Genomic DNA, 13,359 nt, shown 5'->3' on the forward strand with positions numbered 1-13,359 from the left:
CGACCTTGAATAGGGGTCGTGGGTGAATCGCTCTTGCGCACCCTGGTTCCATGCGTTCGGAAATGAATCTCTTTGTTTAGGCGAAGATTGTTGGCGACGTGTGTATTTCACTAAGCATTCAGCCGATAACAAGACGCGGGTTCAGCGACAAACAAAGAGTTCTGATCTTTAACCTGGCTCAACTGGATAGGTCGCCTGAGTGCTGTACCGCTACGCCATCGTCGTTGATGCTTTCGAACTCGATCTTTGTTGCTCCGCCTGGCGCCAGGGAAGATGCCCCCTCGATTGCGAATGATTGGCTTGAATAGGGGGGCAGCATTGTCGCGGGAACCGGATAGCTGTTCGAACCGCTCTTGACGTTCACCGTGCCGAAAGAAATGTGAAACGCGGAATCATTCCTTATTTCCAGGCCGGGCTTGCCCTCCTTGGGCACCCTGCGCCATTGCAGCCTGGAGGGGGCCTGGTCAACGTCGCCTGGCAAGCCGGCGGGCCGGTAAAACAACTTGATGCGCTGGCGCACGGCAATCTGCAGGATGTTTTCATCCTTCGACTTCTGGGGGATTTCCTGCACGCTCAACCAGAACACCGACTCCCTGTCCGCGGGTAGCCCCATGCCTTGGTAGAGAATGCGCAACTGCTGCCGGGCGTTCCCGTTCAGGCGTTTCAGCGGAGGGGTGAGGGCAAAGGGGACGTCCTGATCGGTGCTCGTGCCGAAGGGCTCGATCCAGGACTGGATCATGATGGGTGTCGATTCATCGTTCAGCACCAGCATGGAAGTTTCTTTCTTCGGTCCGGTCAGTACCACTCGAGTTTCATTCAATGAGATACCGGCATGGGAGGGCAGGGCAAACAACGACAGAAGTCCGGCAAATGCCACACTCATGGCAAGGGACTTTTTCATGGAGTTTCTCGAAAGTGTTGAAAGAGACATCGGTGCGCTTCTTTCTTATGGCGTGTTCATTAGTCAATGCGGGTGATTGTGGGACTTTCATCGCATGCCTTTATAAAAGCCTGGGGATACTAGTGGCACTGGACTTTCCCAGGTATCAGTCGATTCTTAAAACGCTGGTGACCCCTGGGGCCCTGGGATAGAAGTGCACAATCGGGAGTATTCCGCGACTTTTGGCAGGTATAGCGCGACCTACTCGCTATATTGATGGCGTCCCATCCACCGGTTCGCTATCGCAGTCCGTTCAAGATATTGGCTTGGCGGGTAAGGGAGTTGCTGTGCCCTGTTCGCCGAGTTGGATAAGCAGCAAGCCAGCCCCGCCTCGAACGCTTGCGTCGATACGCTAGCCCGTCCGATCACCGCTCAACCGAGTTGCTCGCACGCGTGCTTCTGCCGGCTACGCCCAGGTTTTCCTCAAACCGTTCAGGTTTCTTCAGAATTGTCTTCGAGACATGCGCGGCCGCTCTGATTAGAGTGGTCCCGCTTGCCCGGCCAGGTGTGTTTACGATGGATTGCTGAACGGCCAACAGCTGGTCAGGGTGGGCGCCAATTCAGATCCGGCATTGTGCCGGGTGATGTTGCGGTGCCTTTGCATAATCCCTCGCTGAAAAAATCCGGAAGAGTGATGCAGCTCTTTCTCTGTCCTTAGGCTTCGCTGATCGCTCCTTCGCGGTTTGGCCTATGGCCTGTGTCTTCGGCTCCGCTGGCCCATGAGTTCAGCCATCCCAGGATCCCTGCGCCGGTTGGGCAAAATCTGCCTTTGCCTGTCTCTTAATTGATAATTCTTTTAAAATCATATGGTTATGATTTTTTTGGTGTGATAGCCTGCTGGCATCTCTGGTTTTATCAGTGGCATGCAGCTTTCTTCTGCGCCGGTTCGGTTCCGGCCGTAGCCCCCACCGATAGAAACAGCTCTGTAGATCTATGATTTACGGAGCTTTTTGTTTATGGGCAGGCTCGATATTCAGTCTTGAATTTGACGCCAACGAACTTGCTTCAAAGGGAGGGGATGTATATATTTCACCCCCTTGCCGCAAGGCGCTGAAACGGCTCAAGCCTTTCAGACCGCAACACCGCGCTACCGCCCGAATGGCGAAACTGGTAGACGCATGGGACTTAAAATCCCCCGCTCGTAAGGGCGTGCCGGTTCGATTCCGGCTTCGGGCACCATCTATTTCAAGGGTTTGCTGGCGAAAGCTGATGCAAACCCTTGTTCGTTTCCGGCCCGCAAATTCAAATCCGGTCTGCGATTTACGCGGTTGGAGAGGCTTTCTTGCCTTTCTGCTGGCGGAGGTATTTCTCTGTCATTGCCATTGGGCAAAAGTCACTGGCGTATCGCAGAGACGTCTACACAGCTCTGCAGATGGATGTAATAAGGACATTAGGTGTTTCGGAAAGTGATTCTGTTGGTGTTGGTCAATTGCCTGAGCGGCTGCGCCGCGGTGGCGATGCGCATGGACTACGACCACTCTTGCCCCTACAAGGGCGTGCGCCTGGACTGGTGGTTGGTAGGCACCTCCCATGGAAAGCTGATTCCCTTTTTACTGATCGATGCACCGTTTTCCTTGGTGGTCGATACGGTGTTTTTTCCATTCGAGTATCAGTACAGCTGCAATGACTAATCTGTTTTTGGCTTTCGTCTGCAAAGCGGGAGCCCTGCGCAATTTGTCGATGGCCTGGGGTGATGCGTATTCGCCATTAGCACACCAGCCCTAATCGTCTGCTGCCGAGGCCGGGCATATAGTGCGGATGACCATCCTCGTCGGGGTGGCTCTCACAAGAAAGTGCCGATACGAAAAAGGAGATTCACCATGTCATTCAAGAAAATCGTCTACGCCTCCGCAGTGGTTTTGGCCCTCACCGCCTCGAACGCCCACGCATTCGCCAGAGACTGTAACGACTCGCTGTGGAAGTTCAGCGGTATCGAAGCACTGACCTGCATCTTCTCGGGCCAATGGTAATCCGCCGTTTCCCGGGTTGAAGCTGTCCCAACGACAAGGCTGACTGTGAATGGCCGCTCAATCCGGTCAGCCTTGTTGTTTTTCCATTCCTGCGCATTTATCGCGCGGTTCTCAATCCGCCATCCGGCCATTGGTCAATATTTGCCGGTTGCGCAGGGGACGGTTCTGCTGGCTGGCAAAACGCAGCAGTCTGTATGACTGGTAATGAGTACGCGGTGAACTGGGAGACACCACAGTTCTACTTTCACCTCGTCACGGCCTACAACATCCTGCGACATAACGGCGTGCCGTTCGGTAAAGCCGACTATGTGCAGCACATGTTCGCCTACTTGCGGCAGTAAGCGACTGTCTGATTTCCCAGGCGGACTAAAAGAAAAGTGCTGAACCGGGCGTCAAGGCTCGGTTTTATCGCGTTTGTCAGGAGGGTTTTTTCTGTTGAAGCGCGCCGAGATGTCTTGGTAGGTCTCGTTATCGGTTGCAGCGAGCAGTGTCTGACCATCCTTCAAGGTGGCCAGAAATGTCACTTCGGTATTGTGGCCCGCCAGAAGATAGCCGGCGACGGCTCCTACCGGCCCAAGAAACATGGCACCCACCACTCCAAGGCCTATGGCACTCTTTATGTTCTTGTTCGAATCGGTATTTTCGACGATGAGTTCCTTGAATTCGGAGACGAGAAAGCTTTTCCCTACTAGAGGTTTATTGGGGGTCTTGAGCGTGATGGTTCCGCGCAGATACTCCGCATCACCCTGGGGGAAGTCACCGGCCAGCACTATGATCTTTGCCATCTGGAAAGGCCCCAAGGCGATCATTTTTAGGGGGCCATTGCGCGCCTTAAGGGGTAGAGCGTCAACGCTGCGACGACGACTGGCGGCACCATTGGTCTATGGCAGGGCGAAAACACTGCCAGACCTGGGCATGGACAGTCATGCGCGGCAGCTTAAGGCTGCGCTTGAGCGGTGTGGCTTTCCAGGCCCGGATGCGCCAGGTATCGATAAAAAGAAGATATTGAGTACCGATATGCTCAAGCGCTGGCCGGATGAGTTGGGACGGGCGCGGAACAGGGGATACACTTGCCGCCAAGCCCCTGGTGGGCTGGACGGATGAACCAAGGAAGAGCTTCAGTGATAACTATTCAAAACGCGGCACCCAGACTTTCTTATGCAGAACTTGCCAAGATGGTTGAGCAAAAGAGGGCGGTAGAGCAGGTCAATCTGCTTGAAGCTAAATTGAACCCAGCCTTCCTGGCCAAACTTGAGGCCGCGATAGAAAACGCGGATATGGAGCAGGAAGTTCAGCCGATTTTCCCTATCGAAGTTTGACCGACCTGGTGCCGGGTGATACTCGGCCAGATCCGACAATATTGCTCAGTTTCAAGACAAGGACGAAGGATGCGAATTTTTACCGGTGAGTGGGCTCGATGGCTGATGGCGGCTGGTATCACCGCCTTGGCAATGGCGACTAACGCGCAGGCGCAAACGACGCCTCAGGCAGCCCGGGAGATAAAGGGCTTGCTAGACTTTGTCGAGCACAGCCAGTGCCAGTTCGTGCGTAATGGCACCGAGTATCCAGCCCCCCAGGCACGGCAGCACCTGGAGAAAAAACTGAATTACCTCGAAGGCAAGAACATGGTGAGCAGCGCGGAGGACTTTATCGACCTCGCGGCCACTAAAAGCAGCATGAGTGGCAAGGCCTATGAGGTGCACTGTGCTACGGGATCGCAACCGGCAAGCAGCTGGTTAAAGGCAGAGTTGCAGAGGCAGCGTCAGCCTCATTGATTCAGTTTTTGGCCAGGCAAAGCCCAGCTCGTACGCTGGGCTTTTTGGTTTTTTGGAGGGCAATAAAAAGTCAGGGCTGGATATACCGTGACGGGCTACATGGATCAGAGCAGGTTGCTGCTCATAAGGTATTCCTGCTGTCCCGTTTGCTCATCCGTCTGCTCGTGGGTCACGACAAAGCCTTGTGCCAGGTAAAAGCCGCAACTGGCCATATTGTCCTTGTACACCGCCAGGCTCAACACGGGACGCTGTGCCCTGGCATGGGCGAGCAGTTGCTTGCCAATCCCCTTGGCCTGGAATTCAGGTGCAACAAAGAGGGCGGCCAACTGGTCGTCGTGCAGCGAATAGAAACCCCGCACTTTGGATTGTCGCTCGATGACATAGGTCTCTGACGCCGGGAGGTACAGGTTGCGCATGTTGTCGACTTGCGACTGCCAGAATGAGGCGTCGATAAAATTGTGGGCTTTCAGCGAGGCCTGCAGCCAGATGTCCAGCACGGCATCCATATCTTGCTGTTCAAATCTTCTGATCATTTCTCTTGCGCTTTCCTGATAACGGGTTGCAGGCTAGAAGCAGGCGCTGGCCAGTTCAATAGCCAACATATTAAAAGATGCAGGAGTGCGGCGAGGGAGGCGACCGACTGATCGAGGATCAGGCGGTCGCAGTCGGATATCAAGGCTCCACTGATGCAGTACGGATCAGTCAGGAGATGTGTGGGATTTTGTCGATGTACGCGATTCGCTCGCCGTTGTGGAAGATTTCAATCGCGCTGTAGAGCGTGGCGTTGGGCGGCAGCACCCGGGTGAACCTGACTTGTGTGCAGGTGATTGTCTGAATCCAATCCCCTGGCCTTTGGTACAGGTGCAGATCCAGCAGGAGTATTGCCGGGTTGATACCCTGCGGGACTCGTACCGTCAGATAGGCCTTGACCCCTGGGTTGGCAACTTCAACGTCTCCAACGACATGAAGCTCGTCCGGTTTGGGTGGCATGGTGTCCAGCCAGGCATGCCAGTTCGTGCAGTTCGTGATCATTTTTCCGTTCCTTGAGAAATGAAGCCCGAAGCTTGGGGTACTGCGGTTTCGTATGGCGCTTCGTGTGCCATCGAATCGAATACCGGCTGCCCGATCCTCTCTATCCATATCCAAGAGCGGTGCTGAAGAGGTCGGATGAATACGACCGGAAGTCCATGGTTAAAGGTGTAGATGAGGAACGGGACAGGGTCCCGTGGTCTGGACGAGTGGTACCCACTGATGGCGCCTGAGCCAGAGCTGAGCGGTTCTGTAGAAGCAAGAAAGCAGAAGCCCGGACATGGCCGGGCCTCGTTGGATGGGTGCCTGTTCAGCGCGAAGAAAAGGGCTTGCCTTCACGCCCTGCGTTTTCTACCGACAACCTGCGTCTACGCCTTTGAACCCAGCTCCAGAGTGCGTGCACAGGATGAATGAACATCGCCAGCACGCACAGCAGCAGGACAATGAAGATGGACATCAGACCGAGACCTTCATGGGAAAACATCGTGGGTTACTCCTGTAGTTCACTTTGTCGGTCCCGCAAGGGTAGGCACTCAGACGCTTCGCTTCATGAAGGTTACTTAAAGATAGTTTCATCTGTGCCCGAGCCATGAGGGCAGACGAGGGTGCTGCCGGGCGAAGGCAGGTACGAAAAAGCCCGGCGCTGGACCGGGCTTTTCATGCGGGGCGATGCTGACCAACCGAGGGTGTTGAAACCGATTCAGCTGGAGAGCATGAGGCTGGGTCTATCGATCATTCTTGCTCGAGGAGACGCTGGCGTTGCCCAGGCCTTTCGAGTTGTGGTCCCCGGGCGTGGTGTCCGAGATCGCAGTGGCTTTTGACAGTCCGCGGGTATCTTTGGAATGAGCCACGCCGGAAGTGGTCGAGCCATGGCCGTTGCTGTCATTACGAATGCTGCCGTAATGGTTGCCATTTTCTCCAAGATTGCGAACCGATTTGCCGGCTGGGTCGCTTTTCAGGCCGCCGTTATGGCCCTTGCTGCTGACCCCTCCCGAGTGACCACCTGCCTGGCCACCATGACCACCACTGTTACCACCGCCATGCCCCCCGCCGTTGCCACCGCCATTTCCGCCACCATGGCCACCACCGTCCTTGGCATAAGCGGACGTCATGGGGAGCAGAGGAGCTGCAGCCAGCATCAGTACACAGGTCACGGCAGTCACGAGATTTTTTTTCTTTAAAAGCATGATCGCTTCCATAGATAAGGAGAGGTTTGCATGAACTAAGACGCAATCGGCTGTCTATAGTTCGGGTGTCATGACGAATGGCACCACGGCTGGATTCATGCAGAGGATTGCAGAGATGACGACTCGTTCGGTTGTAGCTGTTTTAGCAAGCGCCGCGTTTTTATTCGGCTCGACTGCCTTGTATGCGGACCCAGGGAACGGCAAGGGCAACCCCCATGGCAATCAGGGCGGACATGGCAATAAAGGCAACAAATCCCAGGACTACAAGCAGGGCGGGAGGTATGACGGCCCTCAAGTCGATGTCGGCGGTGTTCGCGTGATCATTGGCGACAGTCGTGACTACTGGTCACCCGGGCCGGCCCTGCCGCCGGGCATCCAGAAAAACCTGGCCCGAGGCAAGCCACTGCCGCCGGGCATCGCGAAAAAACTCGATGGCCGGATGCTCGGTCGCCTACCGCACTATGACGGCTATGAGTGGCAACAGGCCGGCACTGACTTGATCCTAGTCGCCATCGCGACAGGCATCATCTACGAAGTCCTGCACGACGCCCTGGACTGATTCCGGGCCGGCCCACCAGCAAGCCCGGTGCAAGACCGGGCTTTTTGCCTGACATACAGCGTCCGGCACTCCCCTAACATCCTGATGCTGGTTCGATTCCAGTGCCCCCTGTTTTTCGTTGGCTCAAGTACGGATAACCGCCTTGGCGGAGATTTTGCCGAGCCACCTCTTCAGCAACATTCCAGCGCGATCTGATAATTGAGTGGAGCGTTTCGGAAGTGTCCTAGGGACGCCGATTTGGCGCCGTTCTAAGGTTTCAGCGTTCGCCGTGTGCGCTTTTTTGACTGGCACCGACTATCGAGCCGGCTGCGTTTCGCCCATTGAAAAAGTGCATGGCGACAGGCAGGGAGAGCGGCCTGGGTGGCTGCTCCGGACTGAACCGATCGCATGTTTGCATTCAATTAAAGGAATAAATAATGCCCACTCAAAATGTTGGTAAGTTCTTTGATTTTCGCGCCAGGGTTACCGCACCCGCGTGGACGATCGATCCTGATAATGGCCTGGGGGCGAGTGGTATTCCCGGCGCCTCACGTCGGCGCTCCAGCGGCATGGAGCAGGTGGTCGAACTGGGTACATCGAGCCTTGATGTGCTTCAGGCGGGTGGCAGCCTTCCGCAGTTTTTCAGCGTCGAGTTGAACGAAGACAGGCTCAAGGGGGCGAGCAAGGTCCAGGTCTACTTTGATGGCATCACCAGCGATGGTGTGATCTTGATGAATGACTATGAAGAGGCTGGCTCCGCATGCAATGTGGGCGTTCAACTGCTGGACAGCGAGGGAAAAGTCGTGCTTCTGGGCCATGAAGGGCGTGCCGAATACCCGGTGGCGCCGGGTTTCAGGCTGTCCTTCGCGGCAAGGTTGGTCAGCGCCAACGGGCCAGTGGAAGCCGGTGAGTTTTCCTCGTTTTCGGAGTGCGTGATCCTGTATGCCTGATGGCAGGCAAGCGGTTCACGCAGGCGTAGTCATGTGAAAAGAAGGGCGGTGGCGCTTTTTTGCTGGCGCCAACAAGGTGACGAATCGGCCATTGCCAGAAAAAACATGTGGTTATTTAAGGGCTTATAAAATATTTAGGGTAAAAATAACCTCAAAATATATTGTTACATGTTCTTCGGGACGTTAAGATAGCCCCGCGTTCACCTACCACGGTTTATGCATTTTTAGCCCCAAGTGTCCATCAGCTACTTGGGCTTTTTTTTGCCTGGAATTTGCCTTCGGCGGGCCTTCCCGCCACTCGAAGCCACTTTGGCTCCTTCCTCAAGGGCCTCCTGCAAGGTAAAAAAAAGCCCGCGGAGAGCGGGCCAATAGTTGAATGAGCAGGGTGGAATCTACCCACCTGGCGCTCGGCTCACAGTGAAAGAAATTTCATCTGGCCATGCATACCCGCTATCGCCGCCAATTCTGGCCAGCGCAGCTCAATAGCCGCCACCCATACCGCCCATGCCACCCGTGCCGCTGCCTGGAGCCCTGGCTTTCTGCTGGGCGTGGCTCCATTCGGCGCAGGTGAGGAAGCTTTTGTGATCGACTTTGCCGTTGCCGTCGAAGCTGACATTGAACGGCTGTTTATGGCCGGCCTGGGTCAACACATAGTCGAAGCAGGTGCCGAGTTCCACGGTGCGAGGGGTGACGGCCACAGGTTCGCCGCCGATCTGCCGGACTTGTTCCTGGGTCATGCCGGTCTCGACCTTCGCCACCAGCGGCTGATTGCGGTAGACATGAGCGTCGCTGGTGCAACCGGCGACGGCTGACAGCAGAGCGGTCATGACGATAAGTGTTTTGTTCATGGCAGGGCTCCCGATGGTAGGTGTCATGAAGAGACACCTGGGTGCATCAGTTGAAGTAAAGCCGAGCGACGAGGGCAGCGGGTCGTATTCGCGAAAGACGGGACGCGGGGAGGGCAGATAGACAAAAAGCCCGCATGGGCGGGCTTTTTGCAGAGGGGGAGCTGATCCGTCAGCTGCAGCCAGTGTGCGCTTGCGCTATGGCCCTAGCAACGACAGGGCGACGAAACGCAGGCCAGGGTACGGGCTGATAACGCAGCTGATGATTCGGCTCTGGCAGACCTGTCAAAACGCCATAAGCACGGCAGAAAACGCTGTTTGATCGATTACCATTCGTCAGCTGTTTTGCACCTTGCATGAGAATGGCCCTCTCATTGAAAGACATTCCATCGTGGTCGGGAGGTATCCATGAGTACGAACAGGCCAACGGGCCCGCGTTCATCCGAGCATGCTTCCGGCAAGGACGAACTGGGCTTCGACCCTGACTCTCCGGATCTGGCCGATCCGCAGGTGGACCCGATAGGTCCGGCGAAAGCGCCCAGGGACAACAGGCCGGAGAAAGAACCCAAGTCCCGGGCGTATGACCCTCTGGGAAACCTGAAGCCCAAGTGAAAGACCGGCAGCGCGTTCCCGCCCGGTGGCGATGGATGGAACCCCCACCCGCGCTGACCGGGTGTAAGGTGTTCGCGACAACCTCGGCCGATCTCTACCGAAAGGGAGGCGATTATGAGCGTTCCAATGCTGAACAAGATGCACATGAACGGCTATGACGTGGTCAGCGTCAACAGCGGCCCCTGGCGGGTCTGCACCAAGGGCGACCGTCTTGGCTCCTTTGGCACCCGGGAGGAGGCCCTGGCCTACGCGGCAGCCTTGCCGGCCTACAAGGCGAAGGCCAAGAAGGCTGCGCGAGGGGCCAATACCCGATAACCCCATCCACGACCCTGCCCGGCAGCCTGGCTTGTTCCCCGGCTGTCGGGTTTTCTTTTGCCCTCAGGCCGGCGACTGGGCCTGGGCGGATTTCCAGCCCTTGAGCTCCTCTGCGATGAAGTGTTGCACCAGGTCGCTGTAGAGCTTTTCGATGGCGTCGGCGCTCAGGCCCTCGGCCTGGGCCCATTTCCGGCGTTGCAGGAGCATGGCGCGAAAGCGCTCGGGGGCGCGCACGGCGGTTTCCGAGGTCTTGAATTTCGACGCGGCCAAGACGTACCGGAAACGTTCGCCCAGCAGCTTGATGACAGCCTGGTCGAGGCGATCGATCTCGCGGCGGATATCCTCCATGCCTGCGCATCGTTCGGGGGCTCGCGACTGAATGACATCCATGTGAATACTCCAGGTGGGAAAGGATCTGCGGTTATCCGCTGGCGGATTTAATCACGGACAGGCTCGCCCTTGGCATCGCCTTGCAGGCCGCTGCGGCAACCGCGTCCGGCATGCTCTCCGTGGCCACCCGCGGAGGGTCTGTTACCATCGCGTTTTTTTGCGACCCCGCCCGGGTTCAGGGCAGGGGTGCGCCGGTCAAAGGAGAATGCCGTGATTATCACTACCACCCACGCGATCGCAGGGCGAGAGATCGCCGAGTACCTGGATATCGTAAGCGCCGAGTCCGTGCAGGGGATCAACGTCGTGCGGGATGTCTTCGCCGGGATGCGCGATTTTTTCGGTGGGCGTTCCCAGACCCTGGAGCGGGCGCTGAAAGAAGCCCGGGTGCAGGCGACCGACGAGATCAAGGAGCGCGCCCGCGATCTGCGCGCGGATGCGGTGATCGGCCTGGACTACGAGATCAGCATGCCCAGCGGCCGTGGCGGCATGGTGGTGGTTTTTGTCACCGGCACCGCTGTCAGGCTCAAGTAAGCGACGGCTACCCGCATCGCACAGCCCCGCCCGTGTGCGGGGCTTTTTTATGCCTGGCATCCTCTGCCAGAGCGCCGACCGGCCCTTGCTGATCGCCCATAAAAAAGACCCACCGGGGGAGCGGTGGGCCAGTCGGGAGTCTTCAATAAGCGTGAGCCACTTTAGCGAAGCCTTGGCGGGTTCACAGTGAAAGAAATTTCATCATTGCCAGCGAGTGGCCGCAGCCCCCGGTTGTTCATGGTTTCAGGCGCGGCGGCTGGCGGCATTGAGCCTGCGGCACTCGCGCACGGCGTCCTCTTGCAGGTCGTAGCCATCGCCGATGAAACCATCGGTGCGGGTGTCGGCGATGCGATACCAGTGGGCGGCGATCGGCGCGCCGTGGGCGGCTTCCCCGGCGCGTCGCCCCTGGATGATGATCTTGTTGCAGCGCTTTACGACAAAAATGTCTTCCATGGCGCTTCCCTGGTTGATAGCTGCTCAGAGCAACTATAGAAGCAACTTTGAAATTCGTGCAAAAGCCTGTTCATTGGTTTTCCTCGTCCAGCCTCCAGCCGGCTGGTGTCCATTGCAGCCGGTGGCTGGGCGCCATGGCGGCGAGGAACTCGCGGTCGTGGGACACCACCAGCATCGCGCCGGGGAAATCGCGCAGGGCGCTTTCGAAGGCTTCCACCGATTCCAGATCCAGGTGGTTGGTCGGCTCGTCCAGGAGCAGCAGCTTGGCCGGTGTGTCGCGCCACAGGGCAATCGCCAGCGCGGCTTTGAGCCGTTCGCCGCCGCTGAGCCGGCCACAGGGCTGGGTCACGCGCCGGGCGTCGAGTTGCAGCAAGGCCAGGCGGCTACGCAGCAGGCCTTCTTGCAGTGGCCGGTCGAGGGCTCCCAGGTGTTCGAGGATCGAGCGCTCGGGATCGAGCAGCGACAGGCGCTGGTCAAGGCAAGCACTGGCCACCCGCACTTCGCATTGGCCGCTCAAGGGCTGGATCTCGCCGGCCAGCATCTTCAGCAGGGTGGATTTTCCGCAGCTGTTGGGCCCGCTGACCGCGATGCGCATGGGCCCGGTGACGGTCAGGTCGAGGTAGCTGGCAGCGGCCTCGGGCGGCAGCCAGGGCAGTTGTGCTCGGGTCAGGCAGAACACCTGTTGCCCCTGGGGCACCGCGGTGCCGGGCAGCGTCACCAGGGTTGGCGCCTGCGGCACCAGCCGCGCGTAGGCGTCGCGGACCTGCTGATCGAGACTGTCTTTGTGGCCCTGCTGGCGGTTGCGTACATGGCCCATGATGTCCCGGGCGGCGCCCTTTATCTTCATCCGTTCAAAGCTGGCGATGTTGGCAGTGTCGGCATAACGCCGGGCGCCGGCGGCGTGGCGCTGGATAGTGTCGTGCTCGCGCTGCAGGCGCTTTTGTTCGCGACTGCGTTCGGTTCGGGCGTGTTCCAGGGCGGCCCGCGCGGCGCCGTGCTCGGCTTCGCGCTGGGCGCGGAACGCCGCGTAGTTGCCGCCGTAGATTCGCGCGCCCTGGGGCGTGAGTTCGACGATGCGCTGCATCTGCGCCAGCAGCTGGCGGTCATGGCTGATCAGCAGCAGTCCGCCGCGCCACTGCCGAAGCTGCGCCAGCAGCCACTGGCGACCGGGCTCGTCGAGGTGGTTGCTCGGTTCGTCGAGTATCAGCAGCTGGGCATCGCTGAGCAGGGCGCCGATCACCGCGATACGCGCGCGTTGCCCGCCGCTGAGGCTGGCGGCCGGATCGTCGGGGCCGACCCTGTCGAGACCGGCCTCGTCCAGCAGGCGGCGCAGGCGTTCGCCAAGGTCCCAGCGCTCGTCTACCTGCGCCAGGTCGGCCATCGAGGCCTGGCCCGCGGCGAGGCGCTCGAGGGCGGCCAGGGTCTCAGCGATGCCGGCGACCTGGGCAACGCTCTGGCCCTCCTGCGCCAGATGTTCCTGGGCCACATAGGCCACGCGGGCGAAGCGCGTGACGCTGCCCGAGGATGGCGAAAGCTCGCCGGCGATCAGGCGCGCGAGCACGCTCTTGCCGGTGCCATTGCGTCCGACTATGCCGGTGGGCAAGGCATCGAATGTCAGGTCGAGTGAGTCGAACAGGGTTTCGCCATGGGCGAACTGGAAGGTCAGCTGGTTCAGGGAGACCAGCGCAGGCAGCCATGTGACGTGAGTCATCAGCACCTCCGGAAAATGTCGAAAAAGGCCAACAAGCGCTGCAAGGCGGCTTGTCGCGAGTACATTTCTGGAAGGCTTAGTTGTTCACGTCGGCAATCGTCCGGTGACGGGGA

Annotated in this window: 19 protein-coding genes, 1 tRNA gene and 1 pseudogene; 11 read left to right on the plus strand and 10 right to left on the minus strand. The window is 58.3% G+C overall.

Translation table 11 applies throughout. From position 1 onward, the window contains the following. Nucleotides 1–178 precede the first annotated feature (178 nt). Nucleotides 179–901: a molecular chaperone gene (locus J4E58_RS07050; protein ID WP_087090516.1), complete on the minus strand. Its 723-nt coding sequence runs from the start codon at nt 899–901 to the stop codon at nt 179–181. Between the two features lie 1,131 nt (nt 902–2,032). Between J4E58_RS07050 and J4E58_RS07055 the strand changes: the two genes are divergently transcribed. The 4 genes and pseudogenes from J4E58_RS07055 to J4E58_RS07070 all read left to right on the plus strand — a co-directional run. Continuing rightward, nucleotides 2,033–2,119: transfer RNA gene (locus J4E58_RS07055), tRNA-Leu, on the plus strand. Between the two features lie 215 nt (nt 2,120–2,334). Beyond that, on the plus strand, nt 2,335–2,571 hold the full coding sequence (locus J4E58_RS07060) for a YceK/YidQ family lipoprotein (protein WP_087090518.1): 237 nt from the start codon (nt 2,335–2,337) through the stop codon (nt 2,569–2,571). Nucleotides 2,572–2,760: 189 nt separating this feature from the next. Further along, complete coding sequence (locus tag J4E58_RS07065; RefSeq protein WP_007921689.1) at nt 2,761–2,910, plus strand: hypothetical protein; 150 nt, start codon at nt 2,761–2,763, stop codon at nt 2,908–2,910. A 179-nt stretch (nt 2,911–3,089) separates the two neighbouring features. After that, a pseudogene (locus tag J4E58_RS07070) lies at nt 3,090–3,251 on the plus strand (DUF1993 family protein); the annotation flags it as partial. A gap of 51 nt (nt 3,252–3,302) precedes the next feature. Here J4E58_RS07070 and J4E58_RS07075 read toward each other — a convergent pair. Further along, complete coding sequence (locus J4E58_RS07075; protein WP_037033833.1) at nt 3,303–3,695, minus strand: hypothetical protein; 393 nt, start codon at nt 3,693–3,695, stop codon at nt 3,303–3,305. 336 nt (nt 3,696–4,031) lie between these two features. Between J4E58_RS07075 and J4E58_RS07080 the strand changes: the two genes are divergently transcribed. Both J4E58_RS07080 and J4E58_RS07085 read left to right on the plus strand, forming a co-directional pair. Next, the gene (locus tag J4E58_RS07080; protein ID WP_178082609.1) at nt 4,032–4,229 is read left to right on the plus strand and encodes a hypothetical protein; all 198 of its coding nucleotides are present in this window, start codon (nt 4,032–4,034) and stop codon (nt 4,227–4,229) included. A 69-nt stretch (nt 4,230–4,298) separates the two neighbouring features. After that, the gene (locus J4E58_RS07085; RefSeq protein ID WP_087090522.1) at nt 4,299–4,685 is read left to right on the plus strand and encodes a DUF5329 domain-containing protein; all 387 of its coding nucleotides are present in this window, start codon (nt 4,299–4,301) and stop codon (nt 4,683–4,685) included. A 104-nt stretch (nt 4,686–4,789) separates the two neighbouring features. On the opposite strand, the gene J4E58_RS07090 is transcribed toward J4E58_RS07085, so the two are convergent. From J4E58_RS07090 to J4E58_RS07105, 4 genes are all read right to left on the minus strand, one after another. Then, nucleotides 4,790–5,218 (minus strand): N-acetyltransferase, encoded by a 429-nt coding sequence (locus J4E58_RS07090; protein ID WP_087090524.1) that lies wholly within the window; start codon nt 5,216–5,218, stop codon nt 4,790–4,792. A 169-nt stretch (nt 5,219–5,387) separates the two neighbouring features. Then, nucleotides 5,388–5,717, minus strand: a complete 330-nt coding sequence (locus tag J4E58_RS07095) for a hypothetical protein (protein WP_087090526.1) — start codon at nt 5,715–5,717, stop codon at nt 5,388–5,390. Nucleotides 5,718–6,024: 307 nt separating this feature from the next. Next, entirely contained in the window at nt 6,025–6,198 is a 174-nt protein-coding gene (locus tag J4E58_RS07100) for a hypothetical protein (protein ID WP_172963006.1), read from the minus strand. Nucleotides 6,199–6,439: 241 nt separating this feature from the next. Further along, the gene (locus tag J4E58_RS07105; RefSeq protein WP_007921699.1) at nt 6,440–6,901 is read right to left on the minus strand and encodes a hypothetical protein; all 462 of its coding nucleotides are present in this window, start codon (nt 6,899–6,901) and stop codon (nt 6,440–6,442) included. 115 nt (nt 6,902–7,016) lie between these two features. Here J4E58_RS07105 and J4E58_RS07110 point away from each other — a divergent pair, with 115 nt between their 5' ends. Next, complete coding sequence (locus J4E58_RS07110; protein WP_007921700.1) at nt 7,017–7,460, plus strand: anti-virulence regulator CigR family protein; 444 nt, start codon at nt 7,017–7,019, stop codon at nt 7,458–7,460. Between the two features lie 416 nt (nt 7,461–7,876). Beyond that, the gene (locus J4E58_RS07115) at nt 7,877–8,389 is read left to right on the plus strand and encodes a fimbrial protein (protein ID WP_087090528.1); all 513 of its coding nucleotides are present in this window, start codon (nt 7,877–7,879) and stop codon (nt 8,387–8,389) included. A gap of 479 nt (nt 8,390–8,868) precedes the next feature. On the opposite strand, the gene osmE is transcribed toward J4E58_RS07115, so the two are convergent. After that, the gene (gene osmE, locus J4E58_RS07120) at nt 8,869–9,237 is read right to left on the minus strand and encodes an osmotically-inducible lipoprotein OsmE (RefSeq protein WP_087090530.1); all 369 of its coding nucleotides are present in this window, start codon (nt 9,235–9,237) and stop codon (nt 8,869–8,871) included. A gap of 405 nt (nt 9,238–9,642) precedes the next feature. On the opposite strand from osmE, the gene J4E58_RS31850 reads away from it, so the two are divergent. Together J4E58_RS31850 and J4E58_RS07125 are read left to right on the plus strand one after the other, a co-directional pair. Continuing rightward, nucleotides 9,643–9,846: a DUF6021 family protein gene (locus J4E58_RS31850; RefSeq protein WP_007921703.1), complete on the plus strand. Its 204-nt coding sequence runs from the start codon at nt 9,643–9,645 to the stop codon at nt 9,844–9,846. A gap of 114 nt (nt 9,847–9,960) precedes the next feature. Continuing rightward, entirely contained in the window at nt 9,961–10,161 is a 201-nt protein-coding gene (locus tag J4E58_RS07125) for a hypothetical protein (RefSeq protein WP_007921704.1), read from the plus strand. A gap of 63 nt (nt 10,162–10,224) precedes the next feature. Here the strand turns inward: J4E58_RS07125 and J4E58_RS07130 are convergent, their stop codons facing one another. Continuing rightward, nucleotides 10,225–10,551, minus strand: coding sequence for an isochorismate lyase (locus tag J4E58_RS07130; protein WP_087090532.1), 327 nt, complete (start codon nt 10,549–10,551; stop codon nt 10,225–10,227). A 210-nt stretch (nt 10,552–10,761) separates the two neighbouring features. Here J4E58_RS07130 and J4E58_RS07135 point away from each other — a divergent pair, with 210 nt between their 5' ends. After that, nucleotides 10,762–11,082, plus strand: a complete 321-nt coding sequence (locus J4E58_RS07135) for a YbjQ family protein (RefSeq protein ID WP_038578481.1) — start codon at nt 10,762–10,764, stop codon at nt 11,080–11,082. Between the two features lie 243 nt (nt 11,083–11,325). Here J4E58_RS07135 and J4E58_RS07140 read toward each other — a convergent pair whose 3' ends face one another. Both J4E58_RS07140 and J4E58_RS07145 read right to left on the minus strand, forming a co-directional pair. After that, nucleotides 11,326–11,535: a hypothetical protein gene (locus J4E58_RS07140; protein WP_007921709.1), complete on the minus strand. Its 210-nt coding sequence runs from the start codon at nt 11,533–11,535 to the stop codon at nt 11,326–11,328. 70 nt (nt 11,536–11,605) lie between these two features. Next, complete coding sequence (locus tag J4E58_RS07145; protein ID WP_087090534.1) at nt 11,606–13,246, minus strand: ABC-F family ATP-binding cassette domain-containing protein; 1,641 nt, start codon at nt 13,244–13,246, stop codon at nt 11,606–11,608. Nucleotides 13,247–13,359 lie beyond the last annotated feature (113 nt).

The organism is Pseudomonas sp. FW305-25, from assembly GCF_017351415.1.
Lineage (GTDB): Bacteria > Pseudomonadota > Gammaproteobacteria > Pseudomonadales > Pseudomonadaceae > Aquipseudomonas > Aquipseudomonas chlororaphis.